The sequence below is a fragment of the Aeromonas sp. DNRA1 genome, assembly GCF_963888745.1.
Lineage (GTDB): Bacteria > Pseudomonadota > Gammaproteobacteria > Enterobacterales > Aeromonadaceae > Aeromonas > Aeromonas hydrophila.
On sequence record NZ_CAWPKQ010000001.1, the window covers coordinates 1,164,702 to 1,184,371 of the forward strand.

The window sequence follows — 19,670 nt, forward strand, 5'->3', positions numbered from 1 at the left end:
GGGGCGGCCATTGGCCGCCCCGCATATTTATCCCCGGGAAGGTGACACTCTCCCGACGCCGGCCTCACGCCAGACTCGCCTCTTCCCAGCCCTGTTTCTTGCGATAGATGGTGGAAGGGCTTATTTCCAGCAGCGCCGCCGCCTTGGGGATGTTGCCGTCACAACTGGCGATGGCCTGCTCTATGGTCTCTTTTTCCACCAGCCAGAGCGGGCGGATAGGAGCATTGGTTGCCACCACGGCAGCACTGCCGGTCGCGGCCGCAGCGGGGATCGCCGCCAGCAGGCTGGCACGGCTGCCGTTGAGCGGCGGCGGCAAGATGTCGGGGCTCACCAGCTCGCGATCGTTGAGCACCACTATGTTGCGCACCACGTTCTGCAGCTCGCGCACGTTGCCGGGCCAGGGGTAATCGAGCAGCACCCGCGCCGCCTCGGCATCGAAATCCTTGAAGCGCTTGTTCTCTTCCTTGGCATAGCTCTGCAGCAGGGTTCGCGCCAGCAGCAGTATGTCCTCGCCCCGCTCGCGCAGCGGCGGCAGGCTGAGGGGGATGACGTGCAACCGGTAGTAGAGATCCTCGCGAAAACGCCCCGCCTTCACCTCCAGCAGGGGATCGCGGTTGGTGGCGCAGACGAAGCGCACGTCGACCGTCTCCAGCTTGCCGCTGCCGACCCGCTGCAGAGTACCGGTCTGGATGAAACGCAGCAGCTTGCTCTGCAGGTCCAGATCCATCTCGCAGATCTCGTCGAGGAACAGGGTGCCGCCGTCCGCCAGGCTGGCCGCCCCCTTGCGATCCCCCTGCGCACCGGTGAACGAACCCTTCACGTGACCGAAGATTTCGCTCTCCATCAGGTCGTGGGGAATGGCGGCGCAGTTGAGGGCGATGAAGGGCTGCTCGCGACGGGGGCTGCACTGGTGAATGGCCTCGGCGCACACCTCCTTGCCGGTGCCGCTCTCGCCGGTGATGAACACGGTCGCCTTGCTCGGCGCCGCGCTCTCGATGATGCGATAGACCGCCTGCATCGGCATGGAGGCACCGATGAAGCCGGCAAACGAGCTGCGCTCGAAGTTTTCACGGTACTGGGCCACCAGCGAGCTGAGCTGCTGGTGCTTGAGGGCATTACGCGCGGTGGCGCACAGCCGCTTGCCGTCGAACGGCTTGGTCAGGAAATCGAAAGCGCCGAGCCGCATCGCCTCCACCGCTACGTCCACCGAGCCGTGGGCGGTGATCACCACCACAGAGCAGGGCAGCTGCTGTTCGGTGATCTGCTGCAGGATGTCCATGCCGGACATGTCGGGCAGCTCGAGATCCAGCAACACCACCGGCGGCGGGCTGCTCAGCAGCTGCGCCAATGCCTGCTGGCCGCAATCGGCCCGCAGCACCTCGTAGCCATCCTGGGCCAGATACTGTTCATAGACCACCGCCAGACTGCGGGTATCTTCCACCAACAGGACTCGAGGTTTGCTTTCAGCCACGGGAGCCATCCTTGCAATTGATTTTGTTGTCTATTTCGGGTGTCGTTCGCCATGTTAGCACAGTTGGCGATACTCTCTTTTATCCCGCCATTCGGGCAGAGTTACAAGTAAAAACGGCTCCCTAAGGAGCCGTTTTGTCAACGTTGTCCGCTTACTTCTTGGCGTTGTCGCCATCGGCAGCCGGCTTCTCGATAGCCAGCAGCTCAACGTCGAATACCAGCACGGCATTGGCCGGGATGGAACCCGCACCGTGCTCGCCGTAGGCCAGCTTGGACGGCAGGAAGAACTTGAACTTGGAACCGACAGGCATCAGCTGCACGCCTTCGGTCCAGCCCGGGATCACCTGGTTGAGCGGGAAGGTGGCCGGCTCGCCGCGATCGACGGAGCTGTCGAACTTGGTGCCGTCGGTCAGGGTGCCGGTGTAGTGGACCTTGACGATGTCGGTGGCCTTCGGCTTGGCGCCGGTACCCATCTTCTCGACCTGGTATTGCAGGCCGGATTCGGTGCTCTTCACGCCCTCTTTCTTGGCGTTGGCAGCCAGGTACTCTTCACCCTTCTTCTGGTTTTCCACGGCATCCTTGTCAGCCTTGGCCTTGGTCAGCTCGTTGATCTTGGCGTCGTACTGCTGCAGAACCTTCTGGATCTCCTCGTCGGTCATCTTGGCTTCTTTGCCCAGACCGTCGGTCACACCCTTGAGGATGACGCTGTTGTCCAGCTTGATGCCGAGCTCCTGCTGACGTTCCAGGGTATTGGCGATATAACGACCCATGGAGAGGCCAATTGCATAGCCGGATTGCTCTTCAAAGCTCTTGGCTTCAGCCTTGGGGGCCTCTGCCTGCTTGCTGGCTTCTGCCTTGACCTCTGCGGTATTCGCAGCAGTCTTCTCGTCTTTTTGGCAAGCAGTCAGACTCACGGCAACTGCCGCGGCCAACAGGGACACCTTCAGAAAATTGTTCATCAGTTTCTCCAAAACTCTAAATACCGCTCTCGGTTCCTTCGTGAAATGAGAGGTTTATCGTGATAAGCGCCTTATACTAACGCCGTGATCGCAGGTAACGAAAGCATGAGACAGGAAAAATGATAAAAAGTGCCATTTATCTCGTCGCGATTTGCCTGATACTGACAGGCTGCGAACAGAGCTCATCGCCGGACCGACAACTGACCCTCGCCAGCCAGGGGCTGCTGAGCGCCGATCTGGCCAGCGACGGCAAGCAGGCCATCGTCTCCAGCCTGAGCCAGGGCACTGTGGTGTGGGACCTGGAACAGGGCAAGGAGCGCTGGCGCTGGCGCCAGTCCGACAATCCGGACAACTTCATCATCATCACCCGTTTCTCGGCGGACGACAGCCACGCCGTGACGGCCACCCCCGACAGCTTCGGGATCTGGCGCCTGCAGGATGGCCAGTCGCAAGGCTACTATTCGCTTCCTGAATCCAGGCTGAGGGACATCGCCCTGTCGACCGACGGTCGCCAGGTGCTGATCGGCCGGGAAGACGGCAAGGCGGAAGTGGTGGATACCCGCACCGGCCGCCGGCTGCAGTTTCTCGGCCACACCGAGCAGGTCAACACGGTGGATCTCTCCCCCAACGGCCGTTACGCCCTCACTGGCGGCAACGACTACAGCGCCTACCTGTGGGATACCCGCACGGGCCAGGTGGTGTGGCGCTTCAACCACGCCGGTCGGGTGGTGCTGGCCCGGCTCGACCCGAGCGGACGGCTCGCCTTCACCGCCGACAGCCGCCAGGCCAGCATCTGGGATCTGACAACCGGCAAGGAGCTGAGCCGGTTGCAGTTCGATCACCGCTTCGAGGTCTACACCGCGGCGCGTTTTGCCAACGACGGCAAGTGGCTCATCACCGGCGCCCCCTCCCGTCAGCTCTCCCTGTGGCAGGTGAGCGACGGCAGCCTGCTGCAGAGCTGGCGCGTCTCGCCCCATCCCAGGGTGAAACCGCCGAGCGCAGTGGTCTACGGCGTGGCTTTGCGCGACAATAGCCACCTTGTCAGCGCCAGCTCCAGCGGCCTGGCCGAAATCTGGACTATCAAGTAAGGACCAAAAGGCCCATGAGTCAGCAATTAAACGATCGCCTAGAAACCCTGGAAAGCCGCCTCGCCTTCGCCGAATACACGGTGGAGCAGCTCAACGACGAGGTCACCACCCAGGGCCGCGAGCTGGATCGACTCAAGCATCAGATCCAGCTGCTGGTGGACAAGCTGCAGAGCGTGCAGCCGAGCCAGATTGCCAGCATGGCCGAAGAGACGCCGCCACCGCACTACTGATGAGTGCCAGCCATAAAAAACCCGCGCCTAGCGCGGGTTTTTTTATCATCGGCAATGCCGTGATCAGTGCTGATGGCCCTTGCCACCGCAACCGCCGCCACCGCAGCAGCCGCCGTGACCGTGGTCGTCGCCGTGGTCATGACCGTGATCGTGGCCGTGATGGCCACCACCGCAGCAACCGCCGTGCTCATGACCGTGGTCGTGATCATGGTCGTGGCCATGATCGTGACCGCAACCACCGGCACCGTGAACGTGGCCGTGAGCCAGCTCTTCGGCAGTGGCGGCGCGCACGTCCTTGATCTCGACCTTGAAGCCCAGGGTCACGCCAGCCAGCGGATGGTTGCCATCCACCTTGACGAACTCTTCGGACACTTCGATCACGGTCACCGGACGGTGGCCATCGTCGGTCTCGGCCACAAAAGTATCCCCTTCAGACACTTCCATGCCGTCGAACAGCTCGCCGGGCACTTCCTGCACCAGGTTCTCGTCGTACTGGCCATAGGCCTGCTCCGGCGTCAGGGTGACGTCGAACGCCTCGCCCACGCTGCGACCTTCCAGCTCGGCTTCGAGGCCGGAGACCAGATAACGGGTACCATGCAGATACACCAGAGGCTCTTTACCGACAGTGGTGTCGATGACTTCACCGTGTTCGTCGGTGACCGTGTATTCCAGCGTAACCACGCTCAGGGGAGCTACTTTCATGTCAGGGATCCTGCGGATAGAAAAAAACGGGCCCAGAATACCTCAAAAAGGCAGACAAGCATATGGTCGGTCCGGCCTCAGCGTGATGAAAAAGTCATCAACAGCCACCAGCCTGACCGGCGTGCCATCACCTTGAGGCTGGCACTCACTCGGGACGAAACACGCCGATTACCTGTTCCGTCTCCCGGGTCACCTTGTCCACCTCGGCCTGAGTCTGTACCTGGGTATCCCCGCACTCGACACAGGTCACCTTCTCGACTCCATGCTCCATATACAGCATCATGGTGTCCATTTTGCAGCACGCCGGGCAGACCGCACCGGCAATGAAGCGTTTTTTACGTCTGGTTTCCATTTTTGTTACCTCCAGGCAGCATCATATCAGGGTTTTTACATGCATCACGCCATCGAATATCAGCATTTTTCCACTTCGCATCTGCAAGTCGGTGCCCGCAAGCGCGTGCCGGTGGGCCAGCTGCTGCGGATCACCCGGGGCGCGGCGCTGCTGCGACTCGGCGCCCATGAGTGGCTGATGCCGACGGGAAGCCACTTCTGGCTCTGTGCCGATGCCCTGGCCGCATTCACTCCGCTGGCGGGCTGCCAGCATGATCTGCTGACCTGCTCGGTACGCGTGGAGCAGCCAGAGCGGGCGGGTTGGCTGCAGCCCACCCCGCTGCTGGCGGCGCTGCTCGACGGCCTGGCCCAGTGGCAGCGCCCCCGCGACTGGCAAGGTGCCTACGGTCACCGCTTGCAGGTAATTCTCGACGAGCTGCCGGCCTGTCCCATTGCCTCCCAGCCAGACCATGCCCTGCAGGCCGCCTGGCAGGCGCTGGCAAACGGTCAGGAGGGCAGCGATGCGGCATGGCAGCAATGTCTGGCGCAGCATGGCCTCAGCGACCCGGCACTGGCGGGCGACGCACTGCGCGCTCAGTGGCAGCTGCTGCAGGCGGTACGGCTGCTCAAGAGCGGCAGCCAACGCGCCCAGGTGGTGAACAAGCTGGGTTATGGGGATGAAGCCGCGCTCACCCACGCCTGCCAGCAGTGGCTCGGCACCCCGCTGGAGGCGTTGCAGGCGCGCTGAATGCCCCGCCCATGAGGGCCCCAGGCAGTGCGCACAGATGCGGATTGCGGCAATAAACGGATGAAATGAGTCCAGTTTTGCGGCCAATGGTCGTTAATAACCACAAGGCCATTTCTTCTATAATCCTTTATGCTAGGGGCCTGAATTGACTGATACCGTTTTGACTCACAGGACATCTGCCATGAAAAGCAAGGCCAACCAATCCCAAGGCATGTTGCTGTTTCATCTCTCGGCCAAGCAATCCTTCGCCATCGGCACCCTCAAGGTGAAAGAGATAGTGCCCTACACCCAGCTGACGGCCATGCCGCACTCGCACCCGACCGTGCTCGGCGCCGCCAGCATGCGTGGCACCACCATCCCGGTGATCGACATGGCCATGGCGGTGGGTTATCGCCCGATCAGCCAGGAAGAGATGCCGCACTGCTTCATCATCATCACCGACTGCCGCCGTACCCTGGTGGGCTTTCTGGTGCGCGGCATCGACAAGATCACCGAGTGCAACTGGCGTGACATTGAGCCGCCGCCCGCCACCCTCGGCCACAACGTGTTCGTCACCGGCGTGACCCGGGTCAATGACCAGCTGATCCAGCTGCTGGACGTGGAGCTGATCCTCTCCCGGGTCTATCCGGACGACCCCAGCCACCTCTACCCGGTACTGACCGACGTGCAGCGGGAGCGGATCAAGCCGATGCGGATCCTGCTGGTGGATGACTCCTCGGTCGCCCGTCGCCAGCTGATGGCGGCGCTGGACTACATCAACATCCCCTATGAGGTGTGCACCAACGGCAAGGATGCGCTGACCCTGATGCAGACCCGCGCCAGCCAGAAGACCCCCATCGACATCCTGGTGAGCGACATCGAGATGCCGGGGCTCGACGGCTATGAGCTGGCCTTCGAGGTGCAGAGCGACGCCAAACTGGCGGGCGCCTACATCATCCTGCACACCTCGCTCTCCAGCGAGATAAGCGTGGAGCGGGCCCATCAGGTGGGCGCTCACGAGGCGCTGACCAAGTTTGAAGCCAACGAACTGATCCAGGCCATGCTGCGCGGTGCCGAGCACCACGACAGCCTGCCGGCCTGATCCCGACGGCGAGAAGCCCGGCTTCTCGCCGTTGCCTTTTCTGTCCCTGTCACCCCGCGGACCCAGCATGCTGATCGAAAGCCACTTCCACGCCCCCTGGTGGGCGCGCAACCCCCATCTGCAAACCATTTTGCCCAAGTGGCTGCGCCGGCAACCGGCCCGCTTCGTGGCGGAGCGCTTCGAGCTGGCGGACGGCGACTTCGTCGATCTCGCCTGGAGCGGCGAGATCAGCCGGGATGAGCGGCCGCTCATCGTGCTGTTTCACGGGCTGGAGGGGAGCATTCACTCCCACTATGCCAAGGGACTGTTCGCCCACCTGCAACGCCAGGGCAGCGAGGCGGTGCTGATGCACTTTCGCGGCTGCAGCGGCGAGCCGAACCGGCTGCTGCAGGCCTATCACTCCGGCGCCATCGAGGATGCCCAGGCGCTGATCGCCGAGCTGGGCCGCCGCTTTCCCGGCAAGCCGCTCATCGCCATCGGCTATTCGCTGGGGGGCAACATGCTGGTCAATCTGCTGGCGCGCGCCTGCCCGAGCGAGCTGACGGCGGCGGTGGTGATCTCGGCGCCGCTGCGGCTGGACAGCTGCGCCGATCGGGTCAATCAGGGCTTCTCGCGGGTCTATCAGAGCTATCTGCTGCGCACCATGCGCCACAACCTGCAGCAGAAGATCCAGCGGCAGGCGGCGGCCGGTGTCCGCTGGCAGCCGCAGCAAGTGCGCGCCATTGCCACCCTGCGCGACTTCGATGAGCAGGTCACGGCGCCACTGCACGGTTTTGACAGTGCCGATCACTACTATCAGCGCTGCTCAGGCCTGGGGATGCTGGCGCAGATCCCCATCCCCACTCTGGTGATCCACGCCGCCGACGATCCCTTCATGACCGAGGCGGTGATCCCGCAGGCGGAGCAGCTCTCACCCATGGTGCGCTACGAGCTGAGCCGCCAGGGCGGCCACGTGGGCTTTCTGCACGGTACACCCTGGCGGCCGCGGTTCTGGCTGGAGGAGCGGATCAGCCAGTGGCTGCGAGAGCAGACTCAGGGGGCGAGCCGGTAGCCGTTGCGGCCAGCCTCCTTGACCTGATAGAGCGCCTCATCGGCACGCACCAGCATGTCGGCGATGCCATCCTGCCCCCCGTGCCACAGAGCGATGCCCTGACTCACGGTGACCCGATCCGACACCTCCGACAGCGCATGAAGGATACCTCGCCCGGCCAGCGCGGCAGCAATGCGTTTGGCGATCGCGCTGGCGGCCAGCGCATCGGCACCGGGCAGCAACAGCACGAACTCCTCCCCGCCATAGCGGGCCACCACGTCGGCCGGCTGGCGAATGGCCTCGCGCAGGCAGTCGGCCACCGCGATCAGGCAGTTGTCCCCCTGTAGATGGCCGTAGTGATCGTTGAAGCGTTTGAAGAAGTCCACATCCAGCAGCAGGATGGCAAACTCCCCGTGCTGCTCTCTCGCCTCCTGCAGGATCTGCTCACCGACGTTGTCGAAGTGGCGCCGGTTGGCCAGCCCGGTCAACGGGTCCCGCTTGGCCATGGCATCGAGCTGGCGGGCCAGGGTCAGATTCTCATGCTCACGGGACACCGCCAGCTCGAACCAGCCGTTGAGCATCCGCCTGCCCGTCTCCAGCATGATGATGAGACAGCCCACCGCCATCCAGTGCACCGCCGGAAACGGCACCTTGACCAGCAGCGCCTCCAGCAGCAGAAACAGCAGCGGCGGGGTGCTGAAGCAGTAGAACAGCCGCACCTCGCAATAGAGCGCCACCAGCGCCGTCATCAGCAACATGCTGATGAGATCGAACGCCAGGCTGAAACCGCCTCTCAGCTCCACCAGGGCCATGGCGTAGCCGAGCAGCGCCCAGCCAGTCCCCCACAGCAGGGCGCCGGCACGCAGGCAGGGCTGCCAGATGACGGGGGGCTGGCGGGAGAGCCAGTGCCAGAACAGCGGAAACGACAGGCAGGCCAGGGTCATCAGCACCAGCTGCACCTCGTAGCTCCAGGGCAGTACCCGGGCCACCACCAGATGGGCGTCCTGATAGACATAGAAGCGAGCCAGCAGGAACAGGATCGCCAGCTGGTTGACGGCCCAGAACCAGCGCAAACCCTTGCTCAGGGCGTGGCGGCGAGACTCATACAGATGGTGATCGAGGTGGCTGGAGAGACGACGTTGTTCGTCAGATAGCATGTTCATACCTGCTTGCTGCCATATAAATCCCTTGCGCTTGCTGCCGACAGATAGACAATACCCGCTCTCTGGTAACGGAAGATAAAACCATGATTATCCCCTGGCAAGAGCTGGATGCAGACACCCTCAACAACCTGCTCGAACACTTCGTGCTGCAAGAGGGCACCGAGTACGGCGAACATGATGTCAGTCTGGCCGACAAGGTCGCCGATGTCAGGACACAGCTGCAGCAGGGGCTGGCCGTGATCGTTTACAGCGAGCTGCACGAAAGCGTGAACATAGTGCCCAAGGCGACCCTCGACAGGGCTCAGGTGGACGATATACCGGAATAGCCGGCCCATTGCCATCCCGATCTGGGTCTTGCCAGCCGGGCCGACACGTTGGCGGCACGCACCCGACAGTTCCCGCCGGGCTGGCGCGTCCCTTTCAGAAAATAAAAATGGCCCTCCGAACTTGCGGAGGGCCATTTTTATTTTGATCAGCGTGATAGGGCCGGATGTTATGCATTGATTGTTGCCCCGCGGCAATATGCTGCGGGGAAATAGGCCATATCAATACCGGTTTAATTAATAGTGGCGGCCATGCAGAGAACCTGGCCATAGCGGCAATATAAAATTAATAAAGTGAATCAGCTCACAATATTAAATAAATATGACAACGACGCTCACCAACAATAGTGACGTAAATAGTCTTGTTCAGCGTGAAAGATACCGCACTGCCATTGCACTGAAACATGGCGGCAGCGTGGCATGGTCTTTTTATTTCATTACCGATTCGCCCCGCCCAATGGCGTAGTAATGAAAACCATGATCTCTCATCCGGCCCGGATCAAACAGGTTGCGGCCATCGACGATCAGCGGATAACGCAACGCCTGCTTGATGGCGGCAAAATTGGGCGCCTTGAAGTGGTTCCACTCAGTGCAGATCACCAGGGCATCCGCACCAAACAGCGCCGCCTCCTTGGTGCCCATCAACCGCAGCTTGTCACAGTTGCCATAGATTTGCTGGGCCTCCTGCATCGCCTCAGGATCGTAGGCCTGCACAGTCGCCCCGGCCTGCCACAACGCCTCCATCAAGGCCCGGCTCGGCGCCTCGCGCATGTCGTCGGTGTTGGGCTTGAACGCCAGCCCCCACAGGGCGATGGTCTTGCCGGCCAGGCTCTCCCCTTCGGCGCAGAAGAACGCTGACAACAGCTGAAACAGCCGCGATTTTTGCAATTCATTGACTCGCTCCACCGCCCGGATCAGCGGCGTGTCGTACTCCAGCTCCTGGGCCGTGGCCAGCAAGGCTTTGACATCCTTGGGAAAACAGGAGCCGCCATAGCCGCAACCCGGGTAGATGAACTGATAGCCGATGCGCTGATCCGAGCCTATCCCCTGGCGCACCATCTCGATATCGGCGCCGACCCGCTCGGCCAGCCCGGCCATCTCGTTGATGAAGCTTATCTTGGTGGCCAGCATGCAGTTGGCGGCGTACTTGGTCAGCTCGGCGCTGCGCACATCCATGAACAGGATGCGATCGTGGTTGCGGTTGAACGGCTCGTAGAGCTCGCGCATCAGCTGGCGTGAGGCCTCGTTGGCGGTGCCCACCACGATGCGATCCGGCCGCAGGCAATCCTGGATGGCGGAGCCCTCTTTCAGAAATTCGGGATTGGAGACCACGTCGAAGGAAAACGACTGATCCCGCTGCTGCAGGATGGCGTTGACCCTGGCGGTCACCTTGTCGGCGGTGCCCACCGGCACGGTCGACTTGTTGACGATGATGACGGGCCGATCGCGATACTGGGCGATGGTCTCGGCCACCGTCAGCACGTGGCTCAGATCGGCGGAACCATCTTCCCCCGGTGGCGTGCCTACTGCCAGAAACTGCACATCGCCGTGCTTGACGGCCAGTACGGCGTCCGTGGTGAACACCAGGGAGCCGCTCTTGATGTTGCGCTGCAGCAGGGATTCGAGACCGGGTTCATAGATGGGCACCTGGCCATCCATCAGGGCTGCCACCTTCTGTTCATCGACATCGACACAGATCACCTGATGACCGACGTCGGCCAGTACGGTGGCCTGAACCAGGCCCACGTAGCCACTTCCAAATACAGTAATGTTCATATTGATACAACCAAAATGTCAGAGAAAATGTAATTTGGAAAAACAAGAGTTTGGGGGGTTATAAATATTTATCACATTACCTAAGATGACCGCACCAGTTAATTGTTACCAGCTGTTTCTGGACCATTGCAGGCCCGCTTTTATATCCGTATGTTGAGTAAAACAGTTTGGGGGAGCCCAATTTAATGGGCGCTGATTAATATTCTTCGTTGGATCTCTTATGCAAGATTTTCTGCCATTTTCGAGGCCCGCCATCGGTGATGCCGAGATAAGTGCTGTCTGTGACGTATTGAAATCGGGCTGGATCACCACGGGCCCGAAGAATCATGAACTGGAACAGCAATTCTGCGACACATTCGGCTGCCAGCACGCGGTCGCACTCTGCTCCGCCACCGCCGGCATGCACGTCACTCTGCTGGCGCTGGGCATAGGCCCGGGAGATGAGGTGATCACCCCCTCCCAGACCTGGGTCTCCACCATCAACATCATCACCCTGCTGGGGGCCGAACCAGTCTTCGTCGACGTGGACCCGGATACCCTGATGACCAGCGCCGAGCTGATCGCGCCGCTCATCACCGCCAGGACCAAAGCCATCATCCCGGTCCACTACGCCGGCGCCCCGGTCGACCTGGATCCGATCCTGGCGCTGGCCGGCCAGCACGGCATACCGGTCATCGAGGATGCCGCCCACGCGGTCGGTACTCGCTACCGGGAGCGCTGGATCGGCGCCAGCGGCACTGCCATCTTCTCCTTCCACGCCATCAAGAACCTGACCTGCGCCGAAGGGGGCATGCTGGTGACCGACGACAAGGCGCTGGCGGACAAGGTACGGATGCTCAAATTCCACGGCCTGGGGGTGGATGCCTTTGATCGCATGAACCTGGGCCGCAAGCCGCAGGCGGAGGTGATCACCCCGGGCTTCAAATACAACCTGGCCGACATCAACGCCGCCATCGCCCTGGTGCAGCTGGCGCGCCTGCCCGAGCTCAACGCCAAGCGGGCCGAACTGGTGGCACGCTATCAGGAGCGACTGGCCGGCCTGCCGCTGGCGCCGCTCGCCGTCCCCGAGTATCCCCACCTGCACGCCTGGCACCTGTTCATGGTGCGAGTCGACCCGGATCGCTGCGGGCTCGACCGGGATCAGCTGATGCAGGCACTGCAGGAGCGCGGCATCGGGACCGGTCTGCACTTTCGGGCAGCCCATACCCAGAAATACTACCGCGAACGCTACCCGACCCTCAGCCTGCCTCATACCGAGTGGAACTCGTCACGCCTGTGCACCCTGCCACTCTTCCCGGACATGACGCTGGCCGACGTCGACCGAGTGGTCGCGGCCCTTATCGACATATTGGAGTAATGCAACGTGAACAACACTGACATCAAGCTGGTTTCGGTGGTCATCCCCGTCTACAACGAGGAGGCCAGCCTGCCCGCGCTGCTGAGCCGGGTCACCGCCGCCTGCGATCAGCTGTCACAGGATTACGAGGTGATCCTGATCGATGACGGCAGCCACGACGGCTCCACCGAGCTCATCCGAGACGCAGCCGCCGGTGAGGGCAGCAAGCTGGTCGGGGTGCTGCTCAACCGCAACTACGGCCAGCACGCCGCCATCATGGCCGGCTTCGAGACCGCCAAGGGGGATCTGGTGATCACCCTGGATGCGGATCTGCAGAACCCGCCGGAGGAGATCCCTCGCCTGGTGGAGGCCGCCATGCAGGGCTACGACGTGGTGGGCACCATGCGCCGCAATCGGCAGGACTCCTGGTTTCGCAAGACCGCCTCCAAGCTCATCAACAAGTCGGTGCAAAAGGCCACCGGTGTGCACATGAGCGACTACGGCTGCATGCTGCGCGCCTATCGCCGTCACATCATCGACGCCATGCTCTGCTGCCAGGAGCGCAGCACCTTCATCCCCATCCTGGCCAACAGCTTCGCCCGCCGCACCATCGAGCTGGAAGTGGGCCACGCCGAGCGGGCCCATGGCGAGTCCAAATACGGGCTGATGCACCTCATCAACCTGATGTATGACCTAGTCACCTGCATGACCACCACCCCGCTGCGTCTGCTCAGCATCGTCGGCAGCGTGGTGGCGGGCATCGGCTTTACCTTCTCCATCCTGCTGATCCTGATGCGCCTCATTCTGGGCGCCGACTGGGCCGCCGATGGCGTCTTCACCCTCTTTGCCATTCTCTTCACCTTTGTCGGCGTGCAGCTGCTGGGCATGGGGCTGCTGGGAGAATACATAGGCCGCATGTACACCGACGTGCGCGCCCGTCCCCGCTACTTCATCCACCAGATCGTACGCAGCGCCACCACCCCTTCGCAACAGGAAGCTGAACAATGAAAGTCGTCGTCTTTGCTTATCACGATATCGGTTGCACCGGTATCGAGGCCCTGCTCGAGGCAGGCTACGAGATCCAGGCCGTCTTCACCCACGCCGACGATCCGGGCGAGAACCGCTTCTTCGGCTCGGTCGCCCAGCTCTGCGCCGAGCATAACCTGCCGGTCTACTCCCCCGAGGACGTGAACCACCCGCTCTGGATTGAGCGCATTCGCGAGCTGGCGCCCCAGGCCCTCTTCTCCTTCTACTACCGCAACATGCTCAAGCAGGCGATCCTCGACATCCCGACCGTCGGCGCCTTTAACCTGCACGGCTCCCTGCTGCCCGCCTACCGCGGCCGCGCGCCCATCAACTGGTGTCTGGTCAACGGCGAGACCGAGACCGGCATCACCCTGCATCAGATGACCGCCAAGCCCGACGCCGGCGCCATTGTCGCCCAGCAGGCGGTGACCATTGCCGATGACGACACCGCGCTGACCCTGCACGGCAAGGTGCGCCTCGCCGCCCGGACACTGCTGGAGCAGGAGCTGCCCAAACTGCGCGCCGGCGACATCCGCCTCACACCGCAGGATGAGAGCAAGGCCAGCTACTATGGCCGCCGCACCCCGGCCGATGGCGAACTGCACTGGCACCGCCCAGCCCGCGAACTGCACAACCTGGTACGCGCCGTCACCCAGCCCTACCCGGGCGCCTTCAGCTTCGCCGGAGATCGCAAGCTGACGGTGTGGAAGAGCCACTGGCTGGCCCAGCAGAGCGACAAGCAGCCGGGCACCATCCTGAGCCAGGAGCCGCTGCGCATCGCCTGCGGTGAAGGGGTGATGGAGATCGTGGCCGGTCAGGCCGAAGGCGGGCTCTATGTGCGCGGCGCCCAGCTGGCCCGCGAACTGGGGCTGGTCGAAGGGATGAAGATCGGCGCCAAGGCGAGCAATGCCCTGCGCAAGGCGCGGCTGACCCGGGTGCTGATCCTCGGCGTCAACGGCTTCATCGGCAACCACCTGACCGAGCGCCTGCTCCAGGATGGCGGCTACGAGGTGTATGGCCTCGACATCGGCTCCAGCGCGGTGGACCGCTTCATCGGTCACCCCAACTTCCACTTCGTGGAAGGGGACATCAGCATCCACACCGAGTGGATCGAGTATCACATCAAGAAGTGCGACGTGATCCTGCCACTGGTGGCCATCGCCACCCCCATCGAGTACACCCGCAACCCGCTGCGCGTGTTCGAGCTCGACTTCGAGGAGAACCTCAAGATCGTCCGCTACTGCGTGAAGTACCACAAGCGCATCATCTTCCCCTCCACCTCCGAGGTGTACGGGATGTGCGACGATCACAGCTTCGATGAAGACAGCTCCCGCCTCATCGTCGGCCCCATCAACAAGCAGCGCTGGATCTACTCGGTCTCCAAACAGCTGCTGGATCGGGTCATCTGGGCCTACGGCAAGAAAGAGGGGCTCAACTTCACACTGTTCCGTCCCTTCAACTGGATGGGGCCGCGTCTGGACAGCCTGGACTCCGCCCGCATCGGCAGCTCCCGCGCCATCACCCAGCTGATCCTCAACCTGGTGGACGGCACCCCGATCCAGCTGGTGGACGGCGGCGCCCAGAAGCGCTGCTTCACCGACATCAAGGACGGCATCGAGGCCCTGTTCCGCATCATCGAGAACAAGGAGAACCGCTGCGACGGCCAGATCATCAACATCGGCAACCCGGACAACGAGGCCAGCATCCAGCAGATGGCCGAGATCCTGCTCGCCAAGTTCGAGGCTCACCCGCTGCGCGACCAGTTCCCGCCGTTTGCCGGCTTCAAACTGGTGGAGAGCAAGTCCTTCTACGGCGACGGCTATCAGGACGTCTCCCACCGTCGGCCGAGCATCGCCAATGCCCGCCGCCTGCTGGACTGGGAACCGACCATCGAGATGGAAGAGACCATCGGCAACACCCTGGACTTCTTCCTGCAAGGGGCGGTCACCACGGGAGTCGAGCATGACTGAGGTAGGTCTGCGGATCGACGTCGATACCTTCAGGGGGACCCGTGACGGGGTGCCCCGCCTGCTGCAACTGCTCGACAAGCATCAGGTCAAGGGGAGCTTCTTCTTCTCGGTCGGACCGGACAACATGGGGCGCCACTTGTGGCGCCTGCTAAAACCCCGCTTTCTGCTGAAGATGCTGCGCTCCAACGCAGCATCCCTCTATGGGCTGGACATCCTGCTGGCCGGCACCGCCTGGCCCGGCAAGTCCATCGGCAAGCAGCTCGGCTCCCTGATGCGTGACACCGACAGCGCCCGTCACGAGGTGGGGCTGCACGCCTGGGATCACCACGGCTGGCAAGCCAACACCGGCCGCTGGGACGAAGCCGAGCTCACTCGTCAGACCCGGCTCGGGGTGGATGCGCTCAACCAGATCCTGGGGCGCGAAGTGGATTGCTCCGCCGCCGCCGGCTGGCGCGCCGACCCGCTCACCACCCAGGCCAAGGAGCAGTTCGGCTTTCGTTACAACAGCGACTGTCGCGGCAGCGGCCTGTTTCGGCCTCTGCTGCAGGATGGCCGCCCCGGCACCCCGCAGATCCCGGTCAACCTGCCCACCTTCGACGAAGTGGTGGGGCATCAGGTGACGGTCGACGGTTTCAACCGTTTCCTGCTGGATCAGCTGGCGACCCCGCCGGCGCAGGGCCCCCACGTCTACACCATCCACGCCGAAGTGGAAGGGATCGTGATGGCGGATCAGTTCGATGCCCTGCTCGGCGAAGCCAGGGCGCGCGGCATCCGCTTCGTACCGCTCGGGGATCTGTTACCATCCGACCCGACCACGCTGCCGACCGGCCGGCTGGTACGCGGCACCCTGCCCGGACGGGAAGGCTGGCTCGGCTGCAAGGCCGAGGCCTGAGATGAATGACGCCACCTCGGGTGGCAGGACTAACCATCGCGCTAATCACACCATGCAACAGAGGATGTCATGACGTTGACCAAGTGGGCCCTGCCCCTGTTCTTTCTCTTCTTTTACCTGCTGCCGCTCGACCAGCGGCCGCTCTGGAGCCCGGACGAAAACCGCTACGCCGAGATCAGCCGGGAGATGGTGAGCACCGGCGACTGGGTCGTGCCCCACTTCCTGGGCTTGCGCTACTTCGAGAAACCCATCGCCGGCTACTGGTTCAACAGCATCAGCCAGCAGCTGTTCGGTGACACCAACTTCGCCGTGCGCTTCGCCTCGGCCGCCGCCACCGGCCTGAGCGCCCTGCTGATCTGCTGGTTTGCCCTGCAGCTGTGGCAGTGCCGGCGCAAGGCCTTCCTGACCGGGCTCATCTATCTGTCGCTGCTGATCGTCTACGGCATCGGCACCTACAGCGTGCTGGACGCCATGGTGACCCTCTGGCTCAACGCCGCCATGGTGAGCTTCTACATCATCCGCAAGGAGGGCTCCCTTGGCAGCCGGGTCGGTGGTTATCTGCTGTTCGGCCTCGCCTGCGGCATGGGTTTTCTCACCAAGGGCTTCATCGCCCTGGCGGTGCCCGTCGTGGTCATCGTGCCCTACGTCATCTATCAGCGCCGCCTGCTCGAACTGGTGCGCTTCGGGCCGCTGGCCATCCTGAGTGCGGTCCTGCTGGCCGCCCCCTGGGCCATCGCCGTGCACCTGCGCGAACCGGACTACTGGCACTACTTCTTCTGGATTGAACACATCCAGCGCTTCGCCGCCGACAACGCCCAGCACAAGGCGCCGTTCTGGTACTACCTGCCCATGGGGCTGCTCGGCACCCTGCCCTGGCTCGGCCTGCTGCCAGGCGCCCTGCGCAAGGGCTGGCAGGAGCGCAAGATGAGCCCGGAAACCCTCTACCTGCTGGCCTGGGTGATCCTGCCCCTGCTGTTCTTCAGCATTGCCAAGGGCAAGCTGCTCACCTACATCCTGCCCTGCTTCGCCCCGCTGGCCATGCTGATGGCCGCCAGCGCCGTCGACCTGCTCAAGGAGGGGAAAGAGCGGGCCTTCAAGGTCAATGCCTGGCTGAACGGCCTGTTCGGCCTCATCTGCCTGGTGGTGCTAGCCGTGCTGGCGTTTGCCCCCAGCCACGCCGTCTATGGCGAGGAGGATCAGGGTGCGCTGGCGGTGGCCATGGTCATCTTCGCCGGCTGGAGTCTGCTCGGCTTCCTCCAGTTGAAAGAGGTCAGTCGCCGCTGGACCCTGAGCGCGCTCTGCCCCATGGTGCTGGCCATCGGCCTGCCCTGGGCGCTGCCGCAATCGCTGATCGACTCCAAGCTGCCGGAGCGCTTCATCGAGGCCAATCAGGCCGTGCTGATGAAGTCGGGCACTCTGCTGGCCAACGACGTCGGACTGGCCTCCTCCCTCGCCTGGGAAACCCAACGCAGCGAGATCAATCTGTTCGACAGCAAGGGCGAGGTGCATTATGGCCTCGGCTACCCGGATGCGGCGGGGCGCTACGTGGCCCGCGCCGACTTCCCGGCCTGGCTGGAACAGGCACGTAAAAATGGTCAGGTGGCCCTGTTGATGAAGACGGATCGCGACGGCAACACCGGGCTCGTGCCCCCCGCCGACGAGACCATCGTCAGCCACCGGCTGACCCTGCTCATCTACCACGGAGCCCAGTGATGGACATCCTGCTGCTGTTGCTGGTGTGCCTGCTGACCTGCAGCGGCCAGATGCTGCAAAAGCAGGCGGTCGTCAGCTGGCAGCGCCGGCCCTGCAACCACTGGCAAAAGCTGCGCTCACCCTGGCTCATCGCCAGCGTAGCGGCGCTCGGCTGTGGCATGCTGCTCTGGATCTACCTGCTGCAGCGGCTGCCGCTCGGCATGGCCTACCCCATGCTCAGCATCAATCTGGTGCTGGTGCTGGTCGGTTCCAGACTGTTCTTTCACGAGCAGATCAGCTACCACAACTGGCTGGGGGTGGGGGCCATCATAGTGGGCGCCCTGCTGCTGGGAGGCTTGCTATGAGCGATGACCATCCGCAGGCGGGCCAACTACCGGCCAGCCCTGCAAGATCGGCGCTGAAGGGGTATCTCTACGTGCTCGGCAGCATCTTGCTGGTGACGGCGGCCCAGCTCGGCATGAAGTGGGGGGCGATCCAGCTGCCGACCTGGCAGATGGATCTTGCCGTGATGTTGGCCCATCCGCTGCCGCTGCTGGTGATCCTGGCCGGGGTCGGCTGTTACGCTCTGTCGCTGCTCTGCTGGCTGGCGGCGTTGCACTCCACCCCGCTCAACATCGCCTACCCCCTGCTCAGCACCAGCTATGCGCTGGTCTACCTGCTGGCGGTCAACATTCCGCTCTTCGCCGAACCGCTGGAGCCCGGCAAGGCGCTCGGGGTGCTGTTCATTCTGCTGGGGGCCGTGCTGGTGGGGATCAAGCCTGCGGCCGGCACCAAGCAGGCTGACTAGTCTTTCTCTTTGCTGGTCGCAAGGGCTGCCACGGCAGCCCTTTTTTGCGTCTGCCGCCGATGCCGGCACGCTGGCACGCCCGCGAAGCAGTTGCGCGGTGGTAGTGTCAGGTCGCACACTTGACCGCACTCGGAACATGCCTTTATAACGGAACTCCCAAGGAAGAGAGAATTCTATGTCGGCAAAGCATCCCATCATTGCGGTTACCGGTTCGTCCGGGGCCGGCACCTCCACCTCCACCAACGCCTTTCGCTCCATGTTTCATCAGCTCGGTTATCAGGCGGCCGTGGTGGAAGGGGACAGTTTTCATCGCTACACCCGCCCGGAAATGGACGTAGCGATCCGCAAGGCGCGCGAACAGGGGCGCCACATCAGCTATTTCGGCCCCGAGGCCAACGACTTCGGCCTGCTGGAGAGCTTCTTTCAGGAGTACGGCCAGAACGGCAGCGGCCAGTATCGCCGCTACCTGCACAGCTTCGACGAGGCGGTGCCCTTCAACCAGATGCCGGGCACCTTCACCCCCTGGCAGAACCTGCCGAGCGACACCGACCTGCTGTTCTATGAGGGGCTGCACGGCGGCGTGGTCACCGATGAGCACAACGTGGCCCGCCACGTGGACTTCCTCATCGGGGTGGTGCCCATCGTCAACCTGGAATGGATCCAGAAGCTCATTCGCGACACCTCGGAACGCGGCCATTCCCGCGAGGCGGTCACCGACTCCATCGTTCGCTCCATGGACGACTACATCAACTTCATCACCCCCCAGTTCTCCCGCACCCACATCAACTTCCAGCGGGTGCCGACCGTGGATACCTCCAACCCCTTCAGTGCCAAGGTGATCCCGAGTCTGGACGAGAGTATGCTGGTGATACGGTTTCGCGGCATCAAGCAGGTGGATTTCCCCTACCTGCTGTCGATGATCGACGGATCCTTCATGTCACGGATGAACACCATCGTAGTGCCGGGCGGCAAGATGGGCTTCGCGATGGAGCTGATCCTGCGCCCGTTGATCCAGCAACTGATTGAAACCGGCAAGATCACCTGAG

20 protein-coding genes are annotated in these 19,670 nt (G+C 62.8%); 14 read left to right on the forward strand and 6 right to left on the reverse strand.

Translation table 11 applies throughout. The features are described from left to right. Window positions 1-64 precede the first annotated feature (64 nt). Together AACQ43_RS05315 and fkpA are read right to left on the reverse strand one after the other, a co-directional pair. Entirely contained in the window at window positions 65-1,471 is a 1,407-nt protein-coding gene (locus tag AACQ43_RS05315; protein ID WP_076362264.1) for a sigma-54-dependent transcriptional regulator, read from the reverse strand. A 151-nt stretch (window positions 1,472-1,622) separates the two neighbouring features. After that, on the reverse strand, window positions 1,623-2,429 hold the full coding sequence (fkpA, locus tag AACQ43_RS05320) for an FKBP-type peptidyl-prolyl cis-trans isomerase (RefSeq protein WP_168966328.1): 807 nt from the start codon (window positions 2,427-2,429) through the stop codon (window positions 1,623-1,625). A 119-nt stretch (window positions 2,430-2,548) separates the two neighbouring features. On the opposite strand from fkpA, the gene AACQ43_RS05325 reads away from it, so the two are divergent. Continuing rightward, entirely contained in the window at window positions 2,549-3,517 is a 969-nt protein-coding gene (locus AACQ43_RS05325) for a WD40 repeat domain-containing protein (protein ID WP_168966330.1), read from the forward strand. 14 nt (window positions 3,518-3,531) lie between these two features. Further along, a complete protein-coding gene (locus AACQ43_RS05330) occupies window positions 3,532-3,747 on the forward strand; it encodes a SlyX family protein (RefSeq protein WP_011704936.1) in 216 nt (71 codons plus the stop codon). Between the two features lie 63 nt (window positions 3,748-3,810). Here the strand turns inward: AACQ43_RS05330 and AACQ43_RS05335 are convergent, their stop codons facing one another. Then, window positions 3,811-4,449 carry an FKBP-type peptidyl-prolyl cis-trans isomerase gene (locus AACQ43_RS05335; RefSeq protein ID WP_011704935.1) on the reverse strand — a complete coding sequence of 213 codons (639 nt, stop codon included), beginning with the start codon at window positions 4,447-4,449 and terminating at the stop codon, window positions 3,811-3,813. 145 nt (window positions 4,450-4,594) lie between these two features. Further along, window positions 4,595-4,801 carry a YheV family putative zinc ribbon protein gene (locus AACQ43_RS05340; protein WP_146062083.1) on the reverse strand — a complete coding sequence of 69 codons (207 nt, stop codon included), beginning with the start codon at window positions 4,799-4,801 and terminating at the stop codon, window positions 4,595-4,597. Window positions 4,802-4,840: 39 nt separating this feature from the next. Here AACQ43_RS05340 and AACQ43_RS05345 point away from each other — a divergent pair, with 39 nt between their 5' ends. The 3 genes from AACQ43_RS05345 (at window position 4,841) to AACQ43_RS05355 (ending at window position 7,659) form a co-directional block, all read left to right on the forward strand. Continuing rightward, window positions 4,841-5,527 carry a hypothetical protein gene (locus AACQ43_RS05345; RefSeq protein WP_168966332.1) on the forward strand — a complete coding sequence of 229 codons (687 nt, stop codon included), beginning with the start codon at window positions 4,841-4,843 and terminating at the stop codon, window positions 5,525-5,527. Window positions 5,528-5,708: 181 nt separating this feature from the next. Then, entirely contained in the window at window positions 5,709-6,608 is a 900-nt protein-coding gene (locus tag AACQ43_RS05350) for a chemotaxis protein (protein ID WP_113994663.1), read from the forward strand. 67 nt (window positions 6,609-6,675) lie between these two features. Beyond that, on the forward strand, window positions 6,676-7,659 hold the full coding sequence (locus AACQ43_RS05355) for a hydrolase (RefSeq protein ID WP_029301673.1): 984 nt from the start codon (window positions 6,676-6,678) through the stop codon (window positions 7,657-7,659). Here AACQ43_RS05355 and AACQ43_RS05360 read toward each other — a convergent pair. Next, on the reverse strand, window positions 7,641-8,801 hold the full coding sequence (locus AACQ43_RS05360) for a sensor domain-containing diguanylate cyclase (RefSeq protein WP_168966336.1): 1,161 nt from the start codon (window positions 8,799-8,801) through the stop codon (window positions 7,641-7,643). The genes AACQ43_RS05355 and AACQ43_RS05360 overlap by 19 nt on opposite strands. A gap of 83 nt (window positions 8,802-8,884) precedes the next feature. On the opposite strand from AACQ43_RS05360, the gene AACQ43_RS05365 reads away from it, so the two are divergent. Beyond that, window positions 8,885-9,127 carry a YheU family protein gene (locus tag AACQ43_RS05365; protein WP_011704929.1) on the forward strand — a complete coding sequence of 81 codons (243 nt, stop codon included), beginning with the start codon at window positions 8,885-8,887 and terminating at the stop codon, window positions 9,125-9,127. Between the two features lie 426 nt (window positions 9,128-9,553). Here AACQ43_RS05365 and AACQ43_RS05370 read toward each other — a convergent pair whose 3' ends face one another. Then, entirely contained in the window at window positions 9,554-10,900 is a 1,347-nt protein-coding gene (locus AACQ43_RS05370) for a UDP-glucose dehydrogenase family protein (protein WP_045790506.1), read from the reverse strand. A 220-nt stretch (window positions 10,901-11,120) separates the two neighbouring features. On the opposite strand from AACQ43_RS05370, the gene arnB reads away from it, so the two are divergent. From arnB to AACQ43_RS05410, 8 genes are all read left to right on the forward strand, one after another. Then, entirely contained in the window at window positions 11,121-12,257 is a 1,137-nt protein-coding gene (arnB, locus tag AACQ43_RS05375) for a UDP-4-amino-4-deoxy-L-arabinose aminotransferase (RefSeq protein WP_042065241.1), read from the forward strand. A 6-nt stretch (window positions 12,258-12,263) separates the two neighbouring features. Beyond that, entirely contained in the window at window positions 12,264-13,244 is a 981-nt protein-coding gene (gene arnC, locus AACQ43_RS05380) for an undecaprenyl-phosphate 4-deoxy-4-formamido-L-arabinose transferase (RefSeq protein ID WP_042065239.1), read from the forward strand. Continuing rightward, entirely contained in the window at window positions 13,241-15,232 is a 1,992-nt protein-coding gene (gene arnA, locus AACQ43_RS05385) for a bifunctional UDP-4-amino-4-deoxy-L-arabinose formyltransferase/UDP-glucuronic acid oxidase ArnA (protein ID WP_168966338.1), read from the forward strand. The genes arnC and arnA overlap by 4 nt, the downstream gene beginning before the upstream one ends. Continuing rightward, window positions 15,225-16,124 (forward strand): 4-deoxy-4-formamido-L-arabinose-phosphoundecaprenol deformylase, encoded by a 900-nt coding sequence (gene arnD / locus AACQ43_RS05390; RefSeq protein ID WP_017410349.1) that lies wholly within the window; start codon window positions 15,225-15,227, stop codon window positions 16,122-16,124. The genes arnA and arnD overlap by 8 nt, the downstream gene beginning before the upstream one ends. A 69-nt stretch (window positions 16,125-16,193) precedes the next feature. Beyond that, window positions 16,194-17,837 (forward strand): lipid IV(A) 4-amino-4-deoxy-L-arabinosyltransferase, encoded by a 1,644-nt coding sequence (gene arnT, locus AACQ43_RS05395; RefSeq protein WP_168966340.1) that lies wholly within the window; start codon window positions 16,194-16,196, stop codon window positions 17,835-17,837. After that, the gene (locus AACQ43_RS05400) at window positions 17,837-18,181 is read left to right on the forward strand and encodes an EamA family transporter (RefSeq protein WP_017782083.1); all 345 of its coding nucleotides are present in this window, start codon (window positions 17,837-17,839) and stop codon (window positions 18,179-18,181) included. The genes arnT and AACQ43_RS05400 overlap by 1 nt, the downstream gene beginning before the upstream one ends. Then, complete coding sequence (arnF, locus tag AACQ43_RS05405) at window positions 18,178-18,624, forward strand: 4-amino-4-deoxy-L-arabinose-phosphoundecaprenol flippase subunit ArnF (protein ID WP_017410346.1); 447 nt, start codon at window positions 18,178-18,180, stop codon at window positions 18,622-18,624. The genes AACQ43_RS05400 and arnF overlap by 4 nt, the downstream gene beginning before the upstream one ends. A gap of 175 nt (window positions 18,625-18,799) precedes the next feature. After that, on the forward strand, window positions 18,800-19,669 hold the full coding sequence (locus tag AACQ43_RS05410; RefSeq protein ID WP_011704920.1) for a phosphoribulokinase: 870 nt from the start codon (window positions 18,800-18,802) through the stop codon (window positions 19,667-19,669). Window position 19,670 lies beyond the last annotated feature (1 nt).